Origin of the sequence: Pseudomonas sp. GM74 (assembly GCF_000282455.1) — a bacterium.
Classification (GTDB): domain Bacteria; phylum Pseudomonadota; class Gammaproteobacteria; order Pseudomonadales; family Pseudomonadaceae; genus Aquipseudomonas.
This window is the reverse complement of record NZ_AKJG01000079.1, coordinates 1-18725: the sequence shown is the minus strand read 5'-3', so window position 1 is coordinate 18725 and position 18725 is coordinate 1. Positions and strand designations below refer to the sequence as shown.

At 61.0% G+C, this 18725-nt stretch carries 12 protein-coding genes; 5 read left to right on the top strand and 7 right to left on the bottom strand.

From position 1 onward, the window contains the following. The first annotated feature begins 64 nt into the window (after positions 1-64). Both PMI34_RS11390 and PMI34_RS11395 read left to right on the top strand, forming a co-directional pair. On the top strand, positions 65-1693 hold the full coding sequence (locus tag PMI34_RS11390) for a methyl-accepting chemotaxis protein (RefSeq protein WP_008050925.1): 1629 nt from the start codon (positions 65-67) through the stop codon (positions 1691-1693). Beyond that, positions 1690-2388, top strand: a complete 699-nt coding sequence (locus PMI34_RS11395; protein WP_008050924.1) for a TetR/AcrR family transcriptional regulator — start codon at positions 1690-1692, stop codon at positions 2386-2388. Before PMI34_RS11390 ends, PMI34_RS11395 begins: the two co-directional genes overlap by 4 nt. Before the next feature lie 4 nt (positions 2389-2392). Here the strand turns inward: PMI34_RS11395 and PMI34_RS11400 are convergent, their stop codons facing one another. Both PMI34_RS11400 and PMI34_RS11405 read right to left on the bottom strand, forming a co-directional pair. After that, positions 2393-6802, bottom strand: a complete 4410-nt coding sequence (locus PMI34_RS11400; protein ID WP_008050922.1) for a response regulator — start codon at positions 6800-6802, stop codon at positions 2393-2395. 54 nt (positions 6803-6856) lie between these two features. Next, positions 6857-8014: a response regulator gene (locus tag PMI34_RS11405; protein ID WP_008050920.1), complete on the bottom strand. Its 1158-nt coding sequence runs from the start codon at positions 8012-8014 to the stop codon at positions 6857-6859. A 270-nt stretch (positions 8015-8284) separates the two neighbouring features. On the opposite strand from PMI34_RS11405, the gene PMI34_RS29055 reads away from it, so the two are divergent. Continuing rightward, positions 8285-8986, top strand: coding sequence for an EthD domain-containing protein (locus PMI34_RS29055; RefSeq protein ID WP_008050919.1), 702 nt, complete (start codon positions 8285-8287; stop codon positions 8984-8986). Positions 8987-9036: 50 nt separating this feature from the next. Here the strand turns inward: PMI34_RS29055 and PMI34_RS11415 are convergent, their stop codons facing one another. The 5 genes from PMI34_RS11415 to PMI34_RS11435 form a co-directional block, all read right to left on the bottom strand. After that, on the bottom strand, positions 9037-10035 hold the full coding sequence (locus tag PMI34_RS11415) for a 3-hydroxybutyryl-CoA dehydrogenase (protein WP_008050918.1): 999 nt from the start codon (positions 10033-10035) through the stop codon (positions 9037-9039). Next, a complete protein-coding gene (locus PMI34_RS11420; RefSeq protein WP_008050917.1) occupies positions 10035-11141 on the bottom strand; it encodes an NAD/NADP-dependent octopine/nopaline dehydrogenase family protein in 1107 nt (368 codons plus the stop codon). The genes PMI34_RS11415 and PMI34_RS11420 overlap by 1 nt, the downstream gene beginning before the upstream one ends. Positions 11142-11237: 96 nt before the next feature. Then, positions 11238-12212 (bottom strand): AraC family transcriptional regulator, encoded by a 975-nt coding sequence (locus tag PMI34_RS11425; RefSeq protein WP_008050916.1) that lies wholly within the window; start codon positions 12210-12212, stop codon positions 11238-11240. 85 nt (positions 12213-12297) lie between these two features. After that, complete coding sequence (locus PMI34_RS11430) at positions 12298-13659, bottom strand: spinster family MFS transporter (protein WP_008001109.1); 1362 nt, start codon at positions 13657-13659, stop codon at positions 12298-12300. Between the two features lie 160 nt (positions 13660-13819). Continuing rightward, positions 13820-15070, bottom strand: coding sequence for an OprD family outer membrane porin (locus PMI34_RS11435; protein ID WP_008050909.1), 1251 nt, complete (start codon positions 15068-15070; stop codon positions 13820-13822). Positions 15071-15624: 554 nt separating this feature from the next. Between PMI34_RS11435 and PMI34_RS11440 the strand changes: the two genes are divergently transcribed. After that, positions 15625-16662 carry an AraC family transcriptional regulator gene (locus PMI34_RS11440; RefSeq protein WP_008050908.1) on the top strand — a complete coding sequence of 346 codons (1038 nt, stop codon included), beginning with the start codon at positions 15625-15627 and terminating at the stop codon, positions 16660-16662. A gap of 443 nt (positions 16663-17105) precedes the next feature. After that, on the top strand, positions 17106-18140 hold the full coding sequence (locus PMI34_RS11445; protein WP_008050906.1) for an AraC family transcriptional regulator: 1035 nt from the start codon (positions 17106-17108) through the stop codon (positions 18138-18140). The last annotated feature ends 585 nt before the right edge of the window (positions 18141-18725 follow it).

The window sequence follows — 18725 nt, the reverse complement described above, 5'->3', positions numbered from 1 at the left end:
CCCTCCAGCCGGACGCGACTGCCGCGTCCGGCTTTCCCCTGTCCTGCCCCTTGTGGAGCTGCCCATGCCCGGCTTGCGCAATATTTCCATTAGCCGCCGTCTGTGGCTGATCTTGCTGACATCCATCCTGATGCTGCTGATATTTGCCGGCCTGATGCTCAAGCAGAGCCATGGCGACCTTTATGCGGCCAAGGCGCTGAAAACCCGCCACGTGGTCGAGACCGCCAGCGGCATCCTGCGCCACTTCCAAAGCCTGGAAGGCCAGGGTCTGAGTCGTGAACAGGCGCAGCAGCAGGCCATCGCGGTCATGCGCGACTTGCGCTACGACCACGAGGATTACTTCTGGCTCGAAGACCTCGACACGCGAATGGTCATGCACCCCAATGCCAGGCTCGAGGGCAAGCGCATGGCCGGCACACTCGATCCGGACGGCAAGGCGCTGTTCGACGGAATGGTCGCCACGGCCAAACGCGATGGCGCCGGCCTGGTGCACTACCGCTGGCCCAGGCCGGGTTCCGACGCGCCGGTGGAGAAGGTTTCCTACGTCGAATTGTTCAAACCCTGGGGCTGGATTGTCGGCTCGGGCATCTACATCGACGACGTGCAAGTCGAGTTCCGCCGCCAGCTGCTTCAGGCCTTCGTCATATTGGTGACGATCACCCTGCTGCTCAGTGCGCTGATCCTGCTGATTGCCCGCAGCATCGCCTCGCCACTGGCGCGGGTGGTCGATGCCATGGAGAACATCGCCAGCGGCGAGGCCGACCTGACCCGCAATCTGGATAACCGCTGGCGCGATGAACTGACAGACTTGAGCGGCCATTTCAACGTGTTTACCAACAAGCTGCGTGGCGTGATCGGCCAGTCCATACAGTCCGCCGACAGCCTCGACCAGGCTTCGAAGTCGCTCAGCGCAATCGCCGCCGATAGCCAGAACCACAGCCAGCAGCAATCACAACAGATGGAGTTGGTGGCCGCCGCCATCCACGAGGTCTCCTACGCTGTGCAGGAAGTGGCCAGGAACGCCGAGCACGCCGCCAACGAAGTTCGCCAGGCCGAGGAGCAGGCACGTCGGGGCCAGCACAACATTGACAGCAGCCTGCGCCAGATCGACCAGTTGTCCGATACCATCGGCCAGGCTGTCGAGGTGATCCAGAGCCTGGCCAGGGAAAGCACTCAAATCGGCAGCGTGCTGGAAGTGATCCGCGCCATCGCCGAGCAGACCAACCTGCTCGCGTTGAACGCTGCCATCGAGGCAGCGCGCGCTGGCGAACAGGGTCGCGGCTTCGCTGTGGTGGCAGACGAAGTGCGCCTGCTGGCCCAGCGCACCCAGCAGTCCACCGCGCAAATCCAGGACATGATCGAGCGCCTGCACGGCAACTCGCAAGCCGCGGTGAATGTCATCAATGCCAGCAGCCTGGCCGCTCGACAAACCGTGGAGCAGGCCCACCAAACGGCTGAAAGCCTGCACCAGGTACTCGGCGCGCTACGCAATGTCACTGAACTGAACGCCTCGATCGCCAGCGCCACCCTGGAGCAGTCACACGTGGTCGAAGACATCAACCAGAACGTGACCCGCGCCGCCTCCCTGGCCATCGAAAGTGCCCAGGCAGCGGACCGGTCCAACGAGGCGAGCCAGGAACTGGGCCAACTTGCCGGTCAGCTCAATCGGCTGTTGGGGCAGTTTCGCGTATGAGGTGGATGAACAACATGCAGCCCTCCAAATCCCTTTTTGCGGTGTCTGTCGACGAAGAGCGCAACACGCGTTACCTGGAAACGCGGCACAAGGCGGTCGAGCTGTTTGCCAGGCACGGTTTCAGCCGGGTCAGCATGCGTGACCTGGCCACTTGTCTGGGGATCACCGCCGGCTCCCTCTACAACCACATCGAAAACAAGGAGGCACTGCTGTTTGAACTGATCGAGGAGCTCTACGAAGCGTTGCTTGACAGCGCCAGCCTGGTGACCCGGCGCAAATCCGCCCCCACTTTACGACTGCACGGTTTGCTTGAGGCGCACCTGCGGCTCCACGAGCGAATGGCCGCGCATTTCCGCCTGGCTGAGTACGACCTTCATTGTCTGAGCTGCGAACAGCAAGCCTCGATTCTGACCCTGCGCCGACGCTACGAAGAGCATCTGCTGGAGGCCATGGAGCAACTCACCGGTAAACCGACTGGCGCCCCTCTGCGCGCGACCATGAGCGGTATCGTTTCCCTGCTCAATCAGCTACCGGCCTGGGTCGGGGAGCCCCGGGCCGGCATTGGCGCACGCCGCAAGCTGCTGCATGAGATGGTGATGGGTGCTCTGCAGGGTGCATTGCGGGCCACTCAGGGCACAGACCTGATGGGCATTGCCATCGCGGTGCAGATGGTCGATCCGCTGAAGTTGCGTTGATCCCTCAGGACAGGTTTTCAAGCAACTCCAGCGCCTGATCGAAATCGAAGCTCTGCGCTTGTCGCACAACTCTAAGCAATTGCTCGGTCATCCGCGGGTCTGAAGCCAGCCCCTGCAGTTTGAGCAAGGCCGTCAGCGCCTGGGTGTCGCTCTCGGCCAGCAGAGACCGGACGTGGGCCAATTGCGCATGCCATTCACTGCCTTGTGGCGCGCATGATGAGTCGGCGAACGATGTCGGTTCGCCGAGCATCGATAAGCCTTCCAGCACCGTTGTCAGGCAACGCTCAACCTCCACCAGCGGGTCAGCCAGGCCCTGCTCCGCCCCATCGCTCGCCCCATCGTTCAGGCACGCCAGCTCCAGCGCGGCGGCGGCGTTCGCCAATTCAACGGCACCGATGTTGCCCGCCGTACCGCGCAAGGTATGGGCCAGCCTGGCCGTCGCCGAAGGATCGCCCTGACCTCGGGCAGCCAGGAACTCGGCGCAAAAAGCCTGGTGACCGGAGCGAAACTTGCGCAGCAGGCGCAGATAGAGCTCGACCTTGCCCATGCAGGTGCCCAGGCCCGCTTTCAAATCAATACCGGGAAGGCTGGCTGGCAGGCTCGCCGCCGACACCGGGGTGAGCGGCGAAACGTCGGCCGACATCGCGCCACGGTCAGTTCGTGGATGTATCCACTTGGCCAGGGTGGCGAACATGTCGTCGACGTTCAAGGGTTTGGTGATGTGGTCGTTCATGCCGCAGGCCAGCGCCCGCTCACGGTCCCCCGCCATGGCGTCGGCAGTCATGGCGATCACCGGCAGAGTCGTCCAGCGTGGCTGCTCACGTATCTTGCGGGTCGCGGTATATCCGTCCATCACCGGCATCTGGCAGTCCATCAGCACACCATCGAAGTCTGCGTCACGCGCCAGTTGGTCGAGCGCTTGCGCGCCGTGAACGGCCAGGCACAGCTCGATCCCGGCGCTCTCCAGCAGTTCACAGGCCAGCTCGCGGTTCAGCTCATTGTCTTCGACCAACAACAGTCGCGCGCCACGCAGGCTCGCCATGACGCTGGCGCGCTGGCCCAATCGCTCGCCGGTCCGGGTATGGGCCTCGGGGATCTTGCCGAGCACCGTGCCCAGCGCCTCAAGCAAAGTAGACGGCGTCACCGGCTTGGTCAGTACCACCGGCAATTGAATGCCGTACCGACTGGCCTCTTCACGGGCCTCCTCGCGACCGAACGCAGTGACCATGATCACCGACGGTGTCTGCGCCAGCTTGGCGGCCTGCATCTGGCGCACCGTTTCCACGCCGTCCATGCCAGGCATGCGCCAATCCATCAGCACCAGATCATAGGGCAGCACCTTCGCTTCTGCCTCCACCAACATGGCCAGTGCGACCCGGCCACTTTGCGCGACGTCCACCTCCACGCCAAAACTGCGCGCCATGCTGGACAGGATCGCGCGCGCGCTGGCGTTGTCATCGACCACCAACACACGGCTGCCAAGCAATTCGTCGGCGGTCACCATGCGCCGTGGATGGCTGTCGCGTTGTACCCCCAGGCTCACCTCGAAATGGAAAGTGGAACCCAGGCCCGGCTCGCTCTCCACCCAAATGCGCCCTCCCATCAACTCCACCAGGTGCCGGGAGATGGCCAGGCCCAACCCTGTGCCACCGTACTTGCGGGTGGTGGTGCTATCGGCCTGACTGAAGGGTTCAAACAGGCGCGAGCATTGTTCGGCGTTCATGCCGATCCCGGTGTCACGTACCCAGAAATGCAGTTGCGCCTGCTCTCCTGCCGCGCCCCGCTGCTCTACACCGAGCACGATCTCGCCCTGCTCGGTGAACTTCGTCGCATTGTTGCCCAGGTTGATCAGCACCTGGCCAAGGCGCAACGGATCACCGATCAAGGCAGTCGGCAGTTCGGCATCGGTGCTGAACAGCAATTCCAGGCCTTTGTCCTCGGCTTTGAGGCCGATCATGCTGGCAAAACCGTCGAGCACAGCCTCGAGGTGAAAGGGAATGTGCTCTAGGTGCATCTTGCCGGCTTCGATCCTGGAGAAGTCGAGGATGTCGTTGATGATCACCAACAGGTATTCCGCCGAGCGATGGACCTTTTCGATGTAGTTGCGCTGGCGGTGGTCGAGTTCGGTTCGCAATGCCAGGTAGCTCATGCCGATGATCGCGTTCATCGGCGTGCGAATCTCGTGGCTCATGGTGGCCAGGAAGTTGCTCTTGGCCCGGGTCGCCTCTTCCGCGGCCTCCCGTGCGCGCTGCACCTCGGCCTCGGCGGTCTTGCGGTCGGTGATGTCGAAGTACCAATTGGCCTCCATGCCCCGCTCCCCCAGCGTCATCGTGACGGCCGAAACCAGTACGTCGAAGCGCTCGCCTCCCGCGCGTTGCAGGGTGGTCTCGAAGTTCAGCACTGCACCTTGCGCCGCCGCTTCATGAAAGCGCTGGTGTGCCTGTGGGTCGACCCAGAACTGCGCCGGATCCGTACCTTCGAGTTCAGCCAGACGCGTCCCGAACAGGCTGTCGAACTGCGGATTGCAGTAGGTCGGACGGCCATCGACGTCCCTGATCACCATAGCCACCGGACTGCTGTCGAGTACTGCACGCAACTGTGCCTCGCTGGCCTTGAGCGCCGCCTGCAGATGACGCCGTTCACTCACGTCGCGCACCGAAGCGCACACGCAGACGCCGCCCCCCTCCAGACTCGGCAGATGCGACAGGCTGATCTCCGCCGAGAACAGACTTCCGTCTTTGCGCACGCCTTGCAGGTCGTCCAGGTTGGCCCCCATCTGGCGAGTCTCGCCGTGGGCCATGAAGCCTTTGCGCAACGCCTCGTGGCGCCCACGACTGGCCAACGGCACCAGGCGATCGATGGTCTCGCCGAGCAACTCGCCGGGGCTATAGCCGAACAACTGATCCAGTTGGCGATTGGTGCGCAGGATTTGCCCCTGCGCATCCACCACCAGCATGCCGTCCGGCGCCGCTTCGATAATCCCGCGATACCAGGCCTCGGTGGCGCGCAACGCCGACTGCTGGGTTTCCAGTGCCTGGGCCTGCTGTTCCAGTTGCAGTGCCTGTTCCGCCATCTCATTGGCCTGGCGCCGGGTTTCCGCCAACAGGGTCTTGACCGCCTGATTACGCTCCAGAATCGCCATGGCCGCGGCCAGGCGTGGGGTGGCTTCCTGCAACAGCAGCCATTCACGCTCGCCCAAGGGTTCCAGCCCGGCCAGTTCGAGTACGCCCAGTAACCGCTCGCCACGGACAATGGGTTGCAGCAGCAGGCAACGGGCCGGGACCTCGCCAAGGGGCGAGCGCAAACGCCAGTATTGCTCCGGAATCGCCTGAAACTGACGCGGCACACGATCCACCGCGCACTGCCCCAACAGACCATCGCCGAACATGACTTGCGCCTCGGGTGGCCGCTCGGAATCAGTGGCATAACGCCCCATCAGCAGCAGCGTGCCGGCGTCTTCCTGTGCGCTGTACAGCACCCCCTGGCAGACTCCGTGCAGACCGGCCATGCATTGCAGGAACACCTGCGCCAGTTCGCCCGGGGTTTCGGCCTGCTGCAGATCGACCTGCAATTGGGCGGTATGGCCCTTGATCCAGCGCTGGCGCTCAAGCTGTTGGGACTCTGTCTGCAGTTTGGCGATGGCCCGCGCCAGATCGCCGGTCTCGTTATTCAGGTCGGTGTGGGGAATCGGTTGATCGAGCTGCCCGGCGGCCAAGTGATCTACCGCCTCCCGCACGCGGTTGAGCGGGTGGCGGATCGACTGGCTGACGACCCAGGACAACAGCAGCGCCAACGACAAGCCACCGAACAACAGTACGTAGGTCAGCATGGTGCTGCGTTCGGCAAACTCGGCAATGTCCTTGGCGGTGTCGCGAATCGAGGCTTCCTTGATCTGGGCGGTCGCGTACAAAAGGCCGTCGGCCTGCTGGGCCAGTTGCTGGAATTCGCTGCTATTGAGCAGCAACAACGCCTTGTTCTGCTGGCCCTGGTCGATCGATACAAAGGCCTGGTCGCTTTGACGCTGCAACTGTTGCAGCAACAGGTCGAACTCGGAGAGGCGCGCCAGATTCTCCGCGCGCGTCAGGGTCACTTTGGCATGGGCCACCGCCTGCTGCAGGCGCTCCCGGATATCCTGCAACTGCTGCAGGGACTCGACGCGAATCTGCGCGTTGTCGGTGCCCACCGCGCGCTGCAGTGCTTGCATCATATGGGGCAATTGCACACGTGCTTCCTGCAAGTGCCCCATGCCGACCAGTTCCTGCAGGTAGAGGTTCTGCATGTCCTGCTTCAGCGATTGCTGGGTGCGCAGGCTTTGCACGCCGAGCACCAGTACCAACAGCAACAGCGCTGAAAAACCCAGGATCAGTTTGTGAAGCAGCGCAAGGCGCTCAAGCAGGGTACGCAATCGAGCCATGACTATCCTCGTGGACCTGATGAAAACACAGACATAGAGGTGGTAGTTGCCGGTTCACGGAGTCTGACCGATACGCTCCAGGGCAGCCCGCTTGCGGGCCATGTCCTGATCAGAATCGGCGAAACGCTCGGCAATGGTCTGGAACTGTTCAACGCAGGCCAGGAAGGCATCGCAGATGTCAGGATCGAAATGCGTGCCTCGCCCCTGGCGAATAATCTCGACCGCCTGCTCGTGGGGCATCCCCGCTTTATAGACCCGACGGCTGATCAACGCGTCATAGACGTCCGCCACTGCCATCAACCGGGCGCTGATGGGGATGTCGTCACCCGCCAGCCCTTGCGGATAGCCACTGCCATCCCATTTTTCCTGGTGACTGTAGGCAATCTCCTTGGCCAGTCTGAGGAACTCGGCGCGAATGCCGAGCTGATCCTCGGCATGCTCAATGGCGTCACGCCCCAGCGTTGTATGAGTCTTCATGATCTCGAACTCTTCCTCGGTGAAGCGCCCCGGCTTGAGGAGGATATGGTCGGGAATGCCGATCTTGCCGATGTCGTGCAACGGCGCCGACTTGAACAATAACGCGATGGTGTCCCCGGTGAGAAAGTGACTGAAGCGCGGATGATCACGCAGATGCTCCGCCAGCACCTTGATGTAATGCTGAGTGCGCCGGATATGGTTGCCGGTTTCGTTATCGCGAGTCTCGGCCAGTGAAGCCATGGCCTGGATGGCCACATCCTGGATCGCAATCACCTCGCGGGTCCGGCGCGCCACTTCCGCTTCCAGATAGTCGTTGTGATCGCGCAGGAAGTCCGCCGCCGCCTTGAGCTTGAGCTGGGTATCCACCCGCGCCAGGACCAGCGCCGGCCTGATGGGTTTGGTGATGTAGTCGACGGCCCCCAGTTCCAGGCCATGGATCTCGTCTTCAGTCGCGGCCATGGCCGTCAGAAAGATGATCGGAATGTCGCGGGTACGCGGGTCGCGCTTGAGCTGCCGGGCCACTTCATGGCCAGACAGCCCGGGCATCATCACGTCCAGCAGGATCAGGTCCGGGAGTGTGTCGCCCTGCAGTACGCGCAAAGCCTTTTCACCGCTATTGGCGGCCTTGACCCGGTAGCGATCCTTGAGCAGATCCGTCATCAGCATCAGGTTGTCGGGCGTGTCATCGACCACCAGCAGGGTTGGCGGACTGTAATGACTCTGTTCGGTGCTCATGGCGGATGGCTCCCTTGCCGGCAATAGACATCCCGAGGCAACACTTGCACTGCCGCCCCAGCGCAGGAAAGCTTAGCTGCAGTTCTCCAGGGCTGCCCGGCGTCGAGCGGCGCAGCCATCGCCCTCATATTGCTGGTCAATAGTCTGTTTGAGGTATTACCCGGCGCGGGCCTTGATTGACTATGACGCCAGGGATTTTCGGTCATCCGGATAGACCAGGCAGCACGACCGCCGCCCCATCCATCAACCGCAACGAGGAGCTTGATAGCTATGGAAAAAGTCATCTATCTGCTGTGGCGTGATACTCAAGTCAGTCCTGATACCTTCGCCCATCGTCTGCGCAGTGAGGTTGCCGGGCAATTGCAGGCACTCGGTGCCCATGGTGTGCAATTGAACCTGTGCGATGCCGATGTGCAGCCAGCCGCCGGTCTGCGCCAGGAAAACAACCGGCCATTGCCCGATGGCAGCCTGTCGCTGTGGCTGGACAGTGCCAACGGGGCGGCTCGTCGCCCTTTCGACCAATTGATCAGCACGGCAACGGCGCGCATGGCCGCCTACCTGGTCTGCGAGTCGGTCGCCATCGCCAATACCCGCTTCCCTGCAAAGCCCGGTGAGCGTACCCACGGCTTTGCCCAACTGGCCCTGCTGACTCGCCCTCCACGCCTGACCCCCGAGGCCTGGCTGGACGTCTGGCGCAACCATCACACAGCAGTGGCCGTGGACACGCAAGCCAACTTCCAGTACGTGCAAAATCTGGTGGTGTCGGTACTGACCCACGGCGCCCCGCGGATCGATGCCATCGTCGAAGAATGTTTTCCGCCAGCGGCCATGACCGATCCCATGGCCTTTTTCGATGCAGCGGGCGACGAAGGGAAATTCCAGCGCAACCTGGCGGCGATGATGGACAGTTGCAGCCGCTTCATCGATTTCGACAAGATCGACGTGCTGCCCACCAGCCAGTACTGCCTGTAGAACCGGCAAATCGCCAAGGGTGTCAGGGCCCGGCCTCCGGGCCCTGATGCTCAGGCCTGTTTCAAGGCGCCATCGAACGCGGGTGTCAGCCCCGACAACTCCAGCTTGCGCACAAAGTCGCCGAGGCGCTGCTGCTTGTAGGCATCCACGTCCACATCACGGTAGTCGTAGAAACCCTGGCCATCGCGCAAGCCATTGCGGCCGTTTTGCATGTTGTCGGCGATCACCTGCGGCGATTCGAAGCGCGGTGACAGCGCGCCGCTCAGGTAGCGCGAGGCGTAGTACAAAATGTCGCCGCCGCCCCAGTCGATGAATTCAAGCAGGCCCAACACCGAGAAACGCAGCCCGAAGCCGACACGCACCGCGGTGTCGATATCTTCTGCGCTGGCCACGCCTTCCTCCACCATCCGTGCCGCTTCGTTCATCACCAATGCCTGAATGCGCGGCACGATGTAGCCGGCCACCGGATTGCACACCACGGGCACCTTGCCGATGCGCTTGAGCAGTTGCAGCAACCGTTCGACCACCTGCGGACAGCTCGCTTCGCTGCGGCTGACTTCCACCAGCGGCATCAGGTACGCCGGATTGAGCCAGTGCGCGTTCACGAAGCGCGCAGGCGTGCTGACCATTTCGCTCAACTCGGTGACCAGGAAAGTGGAGGTGGTGGACGCGATGATGGCCGACGCCGGGACATGCTCGCTGACCCAGGCGAAGGTCTCCTGCTTGACCGCGATGACTTCCGGCACCGCTTCGAACACCAGGTCGCACTGAGACAGTGTCGCCGCGGCCTGGGATTTTGATTGCACCGTCAGCCGGGCTATCGCGATGTCCGCCTGATCCCCCTCGAGCACACCAAGGCGTACCAGCATCTGCAATTCGCTGCGGATGTTGTTGCGCACACGCTCGAAGTAACCGTGCCGGTCCTCCTCGGAGCGATCCTTGATGTCGATGAGGGTGACCGGCAAGCCCGCATGGATGAACGCCAGGGCAATGCCCTCGCCCATCCGGCCGGCGCCGACCACGCTGACTTGGGGCAGCGCGGCGTTCATCAGTTGTAGCCCTTGGTCAGCAGTTCGGTCATCTGCGCCCGACTCAGTTTGGCCAGACCGAGGTTTTCCAGGGTGCGGCCTTCGGCGTAGAGATCCCGTGCAGCAACGACCGAGGCAATGCTCAGCAGACCCTGCGCGACCGGAGTCGGCACACCGGCCCAGCGGCCGACGGACACCAGGAAGGACAGGCCCAGGCGTGTGTCTTCGAGCATGTAGCGGTGCTTCTGCAGGTCGATGTCTTCGCGCCAGTCGCCGCTGTCGGTCAGCTTGCCGTGGGCACCGCGACCGTACATCCACTCATCGCCTTCGGTGGTGTTGTAGTGGTCGGCCAGGGGGAAGTGCGGAGCGCCGTAGGTCAGTGCTTCGCGCACGGCCATGCGCTCGGCATCAAGCTGGTTGGTCACGCGGCGGATCGACGGTTGGGTACCTTCGTTATGAATGTCCCAGGCCTCGAAATGCTCCAGGGGACCTGCGTTCATCATGATCAGCGGCGGATGGATGATGGGGCCTGCGTTCATCAGCGCACCACTCAGGGCGTCTTCAATCGGCTCGACGCTCGGGTAGGCCTCGCGCAGTACCGCGATAGCATGTTCGGACAGGTTGCTGGGGAATACGCCGGTTGGCAGGCGGGTGGCGTAACCGCTGATCACCAGGTCGCTGGCGCCATGCTTGCGTACCAGATACGGCAACGTACCGGTTTCAGCAAAGGCGACCTTGCTCCGGTTGCCCGCATCGGCCATGGCCTTGGCGAACACGAAACTGCCGAAGGTGCCCGGTGGCAGGAACACCACCTGACCGTCGTGCAGGTGCGCCGCAACATGTTTGGCCAGGTCTTCGTGGGAGGTCGACGGCAGCGGGATGATCACCAGTTGCGCGTCGCCCAGAGCTTCGGCCAGGTCGTCGGTGAACGACAGCTTGTCGCCCTGCTTTGCGACGGACAATTTGCGAGTGCCCTTGTAGTCCTTGATGGTCAGGCTGCCGATGGCCAGCAGCTCCTTGAGCGCGGCGCAGTCGCGACGCCACAGGCGGGTCCGGTGCCCCTTTTCAGCCATTTCGACAGCTGCGGCGTAACAGCCGTGACCACCACCCAGCACGGTAATATTCATGCAGATACTCCTTTTTGTCAGAGACTCGATCCTATCGAGCCGCACCGTCGTGCACTTATCCGATTGCGCAGCCGACTGACGGATTGCGCAGGAGTCTCAATGCTTCTGCCGCCGCAGGGTGTCCGACGGCAGACAGCCATAGCGTTGCCGATAAGCGCTGGAGAAATGCCCGAAACTGTTGATGCCGTGGCGCAACAGGATATCGGTGACGGTTTCACCGGCCCTGCCCTGTTTGAGCGATTCGTGGATCACCGCCAGGCGACGGTCACGAATGTATTCGACCGGCGCCTGCTGAAGGAACTGGTTGAAACCGTTTTGCAGAGTGCGCACCGAGACGCCACACAGTTCGCTCAGGGTCGTCAGGCTGATCGGTTCGTCGAGGTGTTCCTCGATGTAGTCACGGGCCTTTTTCACGTGGTGCGGCAGCGGCGCGCGCGAGTCGATCAACAGATCCGCCGAGTAGTTGTGCGGCAGCTGTGTGAGCAGCAGTTGCATCAGGTATTCGGACAAGCCGCTGGCGAGACGCGAACCGTCCACGCCGCTGCCGTACAGCCGGCAGATATAGTCCAGGGTGTGATAGAGGCTGACGACGCCCGCGCCCAGGTGGTCGACGCTGACATCAAAGATCACCGACTGCCGCAGGCTGCGGCCGAGCAGGCGTTGCAGTTGTGTCTCCAGGGCATCACGGTCGACGCGCAGGATCAGGTTGCGGCACTCGCCATCGGTGACGATGCGGCTTTGCGCGAACGGCGAGGAAACGCTCAGGTAGCCCGACTGCATCGCCGCGCTGCGCCGCCCGTGGGCCACTTCGCAGTGCCCCTGCAAGGTAATGCGAAACAGGTACTGATCGGCAATGTCGCCGATGGTGATTTCCACCGGCGCGCCATAGCGCAGGTCGAGCAGTGCCGAATCGCCGAAAAACACCCCGTTGAGCCGGGTGTGGATGGGCTCGTCACGCAGCACGCTGAAGCTGTGCGGGCACAGGTATTGGCTGACCTTATCCTTGATCTCGCGGTAATCGGCCGAGCTGAGCAGGCTGTGCCGTTCCAGCAGGTGTACATCATTCAACATCACGGGTTCTCCTGACCTGGAGCACCTCGGCCCCGCTCCCTTTAACAGGAGCGAGGCCGCGGCGCCGATCGTGGACTATGACCAATCAAGCCCGGGTCGGGTGCTCACGGGCATAGCTTTCGCGGAAATGACGGCAACCACGCCATAGTAGAAGTACGGTCAACGCCGACGCGCCACAGATCACCAGCGACATCGACGAACCCACCGCCGCAGGCGATCCGAAGTAGCGGTCGGTCAACAGCGCCACCAGCGTGGTGCCCAGGCCCAGGCCCAGCAGATTGCTGATCAGCAGGAACACCGCCGAGACCTGTGCGCGCACCTGGTTCGGCGCGAGGATCTGCATCGCCGCCGTGGACGCCGGCATCGGGAACGAAGCGAAGAACATCGCCGGCACCAACAGCGTCACCGACAGCCACAGTTGATCGGCTTGCGGGAACAGCACGGCCGGCACCGCCATGCCGAGGGCACCGATGACGCCGGTGCGCATGGCGGCGTCCTGATGACCTTTCTTGGCCAGGTAGTCGGTGAGCCATCCGCCGAACAGCACGCCTGCGGTATTGGCCACCAACAGCACGGTGCCGAGCATGTAGCCGGCCTCCATTGGCGACAGGCCGAACTTGCGGATGTACAGAGCCGGGCTCCAGCTCATCATGCAGAACAGGGCCATGGCGTAGAACGAAAAGCCCAGGTAATGGCAGGTGAAGGTGGCACGGTGGCGACCGAGGAAACGCAAGCCATCGCTCATCGCAACCTTCTTGGCCTGCCCCTGTGCATCGACCTGCAGCCCCTTGCGCGCCGGGTCGCGCACGGTAAGCCAGATCAACAGGCCGACCACGATACCGGGCAGGCCGACAATGAAGAACGCCAGTTGCCAGGCCTTCATCGCACCGAGAACGGCGACTTCGATGGTGTTCATGTCCTTGAGCATCGCGATCACATAGCCACCTACCAGGAAGGCCAGGCCACCACCGACGAACGAGCCGATCGAGTAGATACCCACTGCGCGGCCGAGTTTTTCCTTGGGGAACATGTCGCTGAACATCGAGTAGGCCGAGGGCGACAGAGCCGCTTCGCCGACACCGACGCCAATGCGGGCGAGGAACATGTGCAGGAAGTTCTTGCTCATGCCGCAGGCAGCCGTCGCCAGGCTCCAGAACACCACGCCGACCGCGATGATCTTCGGCCGGGAGAAGCGGTCGGCCAGATAAGCGATGGGCATGCCCATGAAGGCGTAGAACAACGAAAAGGCCAGCCCGTGCAGCAAACTGAACTGGGTGTCGCTGATCTGCAGATCGGCTTTGATCGGCTCGATCATCAGTGCCAGGATCTGCCGATCCACAAATGAAAAGATGTAGGCGATCATGCACAGGCCGACCACGTACCACTCGTAAATGTAGGTTTTCTTCTTCTGCTGTTGCAGGACCGCGTTATCGACCTGGATATTCACTAGTGTTTGCTCCTCTTGGAATCCGCTCATGGGCGCAGCGCGCCGGGTGACGGTGCACAGGACACCGACTGGGAAGTTGCGGGGCAGATGTAAGGGACAAAGGGTTCGAACATGGTCAGGCCTCTTATTGTTATGGGGTCAAACTCCGGGTGGACCGGGCTTACCAGAACTTCCAGGTGTAGGTCGTGGCGAAACGGAATTCGTTGTAGTCGTAGCCGTACTTCTGTTTCACGTCGATGTTGCGCAGGTCCAGCCCCAGGCCTTGCAGCGCCCCACTCTGCACCACGTAGCTGAGCCCCAGGAAGCGTTCGCTTTCCTGGTTGTCGCTCAGGTTGGCGCCACGGTCCCAGTTGGTTCCCTTGATGTAGCGGGTGTAGAGCTTCAGCCCCGGCATGCCCATCCCGGCAAAGTCATAGCTGTAGCGCGCGCCCCAGGACTTTTCATCCGGGCGGACAAACCCCAGGGACGACCAGTGCACCAGGTAAGGTTGCGGGATAAACCCGTTCATCGTCGGGAACACGCTGTCACCGAGCATGCGCTGGTAACTGAGGCCAAACATGTGGGCGCCTTTGAGCAAGGTGAACAAGCCACCGTAGGAACGGTTGTCGATCTCACCGTTCAAGGCATTGCCATCTTCATTGTTATTGAAGTAGCGCAAGTCGGTCTTGAGTTTGTAGCCATTACCCAAGTCAGCCATATGCATCAGGCCGAAATAGTGCTGCTGATAAATATCGTGCAACACGCCATAGAAATAACTGGCTTGCAGGTTCTTGGTAATGTCGTAAGTTGCGCCACCGAAGTCCAGGCCATCACTGTCGAGATTATCGGTGGAGCCAAACTTGTACAGTTTCTCGTGGTTGGAAGATTCCCGTGTCACGGCAGACCAGAACCGGCCACCGGTCATCGTCAATCCATCGACTTCCCTGGACTCGACCACCGCCCCTTGATAGATCGTATCCAGTTGCCGACTGGTGTCATCGTACGCCACCGGCAATTGAGGGCGAAGGTCACCGACCTTCAACTCGGTCTTGCTGTAGCGCATCTTGAAGGTTGCACCGGCGCGACTGTAGTCATCCGCCGTCTGCTGGTCACTGACGCTGAAAGGCAGCGAACCGTCGTTGCCCGATGAATCCAGGCGCACTGCGTACTGCGCATCCACATCAAGGCCGATCGCCAGGGCCGTGTCGGTGTAACCGGACGTAAACTGTGCATCGAAACCCTGAGACCAACTATGCACTTCAGAAACCGGCGCATTGTTATTGGTGTAATTACGGTGCAAGTAGAAGTTACGCGTATCCACTTTCAAGTGACTATCATCAACAACATCGGCATAGGCTGCCAATGGCGAACAGATCATTCCCAACACGCCGGCAATACCAAGCCCACGGCAAGATTGTTTTACCTGAAGCATCTAACTTCTCCACATCTGTATGTGCTGGGCACTGTATTTATAGGAGCAGATTCGAACTAAAAATTAAAAATGCCGGCAGCCGAACACCGAGCCTTCTTGCGCAGGAAGGCGAATTGCATCAGGGATATAAAGAACGATGGGTTCGAGCATTGTCAGGCCTATTGTTGTTATGGGGTAAAGCGCCAGGCGGGCTCAATGCAACAGCCAGCCAAGACGACACGCCTCTTGTCTACCCAAGGTAAGTCAGCAGGCGCCGCGCCGATATCGAGATGAACAGCATCCGTTGGGGGGAAATCTTCAACCCGGCTAAAGGTTTCCCTTAGTCGACTCAAAAGCGCAGGGCACACAGTGGGCAATGGCAAGCCTGAATTGCATAAGCCTTCCTTTAGCGAGGTCTTGTTGTTGGATGGGTCCTAAGCTAGCGATTGCACTGCCTGCCAACCTCCCCGATTGCGCAGGCGATTCTCCAATTGCGCAGCCTGATGCAGACCGCTTGAGTACTGCACTAAGCTTCTCAGGACACAATCTGGTGAACCCGGGACACGAGGCCAGGCATGTATACCTTGACGCGAAGCGCCAGCCTTACCGACTTTGAGCAGGTTGCCCGTTCCGTGGGGCTCGATCCGTTTCGCATGCTGCGCATGACCAGGCTACCGGCCAGTGTCCTCGACGATCCGAACATCATGATCAGCAGCGATTCGGTAGGCTGGCTGCTGGAGGAGTCAGCCCGCCTGTCCGGCCAGGAGGCCTTCGGACTGCTGCTCGCGCAAACCCGGCAGCTTTCCAACTTCGGCATGCTCGCGCTACTCCTGCGCGAAGAGCCAACACTTCGCGCAGCCTTGCAATCCTGCTTTCGCTATATGCGTTTGCATAACGCCGGTGTGCAATTGTGGCTCGAGGATGCAGGCGACCTGACCCTGCTGCACGTGGGTGTGAACATGCGGGGCCATCATGGCGTCTGGCGCCAGGCGATTGAACAGGCAACCGGCATCATGCTTCGGACGTTGAGCGTTCTGAGCGGCCATGCCTTCCGGCCGGTAAGGGTCAGTTTCACTCACGAGCGACCTTCCAGCCTTGAAGTGCACCACCGCGTGTTGGGTACCACTATCGAGTTTTCCCAGGAATTCAATGCCATCGTTTGCCGTCGGCGCGATCTGGACATGCCCATTTCCACGGCCGACCCCGCGTTGCATCGGGAGGTGAAGCGATCGCTGGACATGCAGTTGGCCAACCTGCGCGACGAACCGGCGCAGCGGGTACGCCAGATCGTCAGGATGCTGCTGCCAAGCGGGCTGTGCTCTGTCGATGCCGTGGCCCGGCATCTCGGGATGCACCGACGCACCCTCAACCGACACCTGACGGCCGAGGGAGAGAGTGTCACGACGATCATCAATGCTGTACGCGCCGAACTCGCCGAAGAGTATCTGGCCAACAGCAAGCGCCGATTGTACGAGGTCGCCGAACTCCTCGGCTTTTCCTCCGCCGGTGACTTTTCACGCTGGTTCCGTAGCCGTTTTGGCAGGACGCCCTCGGCCTGGGCCGTCGCCTACCGAGCGAGCAAGACGGCATCCGGGCCCCTGTCGCCTGAATAAAAAACAAGTTCATGGGCGACTCGAGCCTGCTGGCCAGCCACGTTGCCTGAACCTCGCATACCCCAGGTTTCTACTCCCTCCATCCTGCTGCCAGCGTCCCAATACGCGAAGATTATGTCCCGCAATGCTCATGGCATCGCTCTCGTGCAACCTACTATGGGCCGGTGGCCCCTGCTCTGTTGATAGAGGCCACATCTACCGGATACACGTAGACCGCCCAGGATCCTGGAACCTTGATGGCTCCAGCGGTTTGTGAATCCGGGTCCAGCAACCAATTCGATGGTGATGCGAAAAATACGATCCTGAATCTGATCGCGCTACTTGCAGTCCTCCACCGGGATCGCCCCGAGAGCAACGCAAACGTCATCAGAACAGCGACGGATCGCGCAACACATCTTCAATGGAACATGAAACGTCACCATCGGCCGAGGGAAGTCTTACTCATGCCCACGCTTGTTCGCGCCGCCGTTTTGACCAAATACCTGGAAGTTACCCAGGACTTGGGATTCGACCCGCACGACATCTTGGCAGTCGCCGGCCTGAACAAGGCTCAGCTGCAAGACCCCGAATCCCGCATCCCCATCGATGCCGCCGTGCGTCTGCTGGAAGATTCGGCCATCGCCAGCGGTTGCCAAACCTTCGGCCTGAGCATGGCCGAGTCGCGCCAGTTTTCGGACTTCGGCGTAGTCAGCCTGCTGCTCAGTCATCAACGCACCCTGCGCGAAGCATTGCAGGTGATGGTGCGCTACCGTCATCTGATGAACGATTCGCTGGCTATCTTCGTTGAAGAGTGCGGCAAGATGGTGATCATTCGTGAAGAGATGGTCACCGAGTCACCGATGCCCAGTCGCCAGGCCACGGAACTGGCCATCGGCGTGACGTTCGGCCTGTGCTCGGCCCTGCTCGGCTCGCACTGGCGCCCTTACAGCGTCAACTTCATGCACCAGCCGCCGGACAACCTGTACCTGCACCGGCGCGTGTTCGGCTGCAACCTGGAATTCGGCAGCGAGTTCAATGGCATCGTTTGCCCTGTCGCCAGCCTCGACATGATCAACCTCAATGCCGACCCGACCATGGCCCGTCATGCCCGGAGCTACCTTGACTCGCTGCAAAGCCCCGAGAGCACCTCGACGCTGTTCGAAGTGCGCAAGGCCATCTACCTGCAGTTGCCCATGGGCCGCGCCAGCATTGAGCAGATCGCCCAGTCCCAGGGCATGAACGTGCGCACCCTGCAACGTCGCCTCAAGGACCACGGCTGCGCCTTCAGCGACCTGATCAACGACGTGCGTCGAGACCTGGTGCTGCGTTATCTGGAAAACCCGAACCAATCGCTGAGCCACATTGCCGACATGTTCGGCTTCACCATGGCGAGTTCCTTTACCCGCTGGTTCATCAACCAGTTCGGCATGCCGCCGGCGGTGTGGCGCAGCGCGCAGAAACAGCCCGGTTCGGACGCTGCCGCCTCCAGGTCATTCTGAACACACGGCAAAAAAACGGCCCAAAGCCCGGGGACGCATCTACGCGCCTGCTTTGGGTCGGTTGCCACCCTTCCCCATCGACGCCTAATGGCAAACAGGTGGTGCCCTGCTACCCTCTTTTTTACCGTAGAGAGCGTGTCAGGATAGCGCCATGAAAGTTCGATGCCCTGGCTGTGGTCATATCGCAAACAAACTCCCGCCAAGCCTCAGATGCCCTGACTGCGACAACTTTTCCCACGACTGGCTGATTTATGACTGGGAAAGCTTTGCCTTAATGAAGCGTCGACATATCAGATATAACTTTTTAATCATTGGCCTATCTCTACTTAATTTACTTATGGCGATCTCCTCGAAATCACCCGCTATGTTTCAATGGTTATTCAGCCTGTTATTTATCCCGGCCATCATCTGTTTGTTTTGTTGTCGAAGGCGGCTTGAAAATGAATCGGAGTATGAAGGGCATAAAGGCAGGGCTTTGATTCACTGGTTTATCGGATTCAGGGGGTTCTAAAGCGGCTAACCCGTCTTTTATGGACTTTCCCCACGAGTGGTGAGTAATGCTTTTTGTAGTGGTCAACTAATCCC

Excerpts from the sequence above, each read along its gene's own strand:
- PMI34_RS11390 (WP_008050925.1), top strand. The coding sequence starts at position 65 with ATGCCCGGCTTGCGCAATATTTCCATTAGCCGCCGTCTGTGGCTGATC.
- PMI34_RS11405 (WP_008050920.1), bottom strand. The coding sequence starts at position 8,014 with ATGAGCACCGAACAGAGTCATTACAGTCCGCCAACCCTGCTGGTGGTC.
- PMI34_RS11420 (WP_008050917.1), bottom strand. The coding sequence starts at position 11,141 with ATGAATATTACCGTGCTGGGTGGTGGTCACGGCTGTTACGCCGCAGCT.
- PMI34_RS11445 (WP_008050906.1), top strand. The coding sequence starts at position 17,106 with ATGCCCACGCTTGTTCGCGCCGCCGTTTTGACCAAATACCTGGAAGTT.
- PMI34_RS11395 (WP_008050924.1), top strand. The coding sequence starts at position 1,690 with ATGAGGTGGATGAACAACATGCAGCCCTCCAAATCCCTTTTTGCGGTG.
- PMI34_RS11415 (WP_008050918.1), bottom strand. The coding sequence starts at position 10,035 with ATGAACGCCGCGCTGCCCCAAGTCAGCGTGGTCGGCGCCGGCCGGATG.
- PMI34_RS29055 (WP_008050919.1), top strand. The coding sequence starts at position 8,285 with ATGGAAAAAGTCATCTATCTGCTGTGGCGTGATACTCAAGTCAGTCCT.
- PMI34_RS11400 (WP_008050922.1), bottom strand. The coding sequence starts at position 6,802 with ATGGCTCGATTGCGTACCCTGCTTGAGCGCCTTGCGCTGCTTCACAAA.
- PMI34_RS11440 (WP_008050908.1), top strand. The coding sequence starts at position 15,625 with ATGTATACCTTGACGCGAAGCGCCAGCCTTACCGACTTTGAGCAGGTT.
- PMI34_RS11425 (WP_008050916.1), bottom strand. The coding sequence starts at position 12,212 with ATGTTGAATGATGTACACCTGCTGGAACGGCACAGCCTGCTCAGCTCG.
- PMI34_RS11435 (WP_008050909.1), bottom strand. The coding sequence starts at position 15,070 with ATGCTTCAGGTAAAACAATCTTGCCGTGGGCTTGGTATTGCCGGCGTG.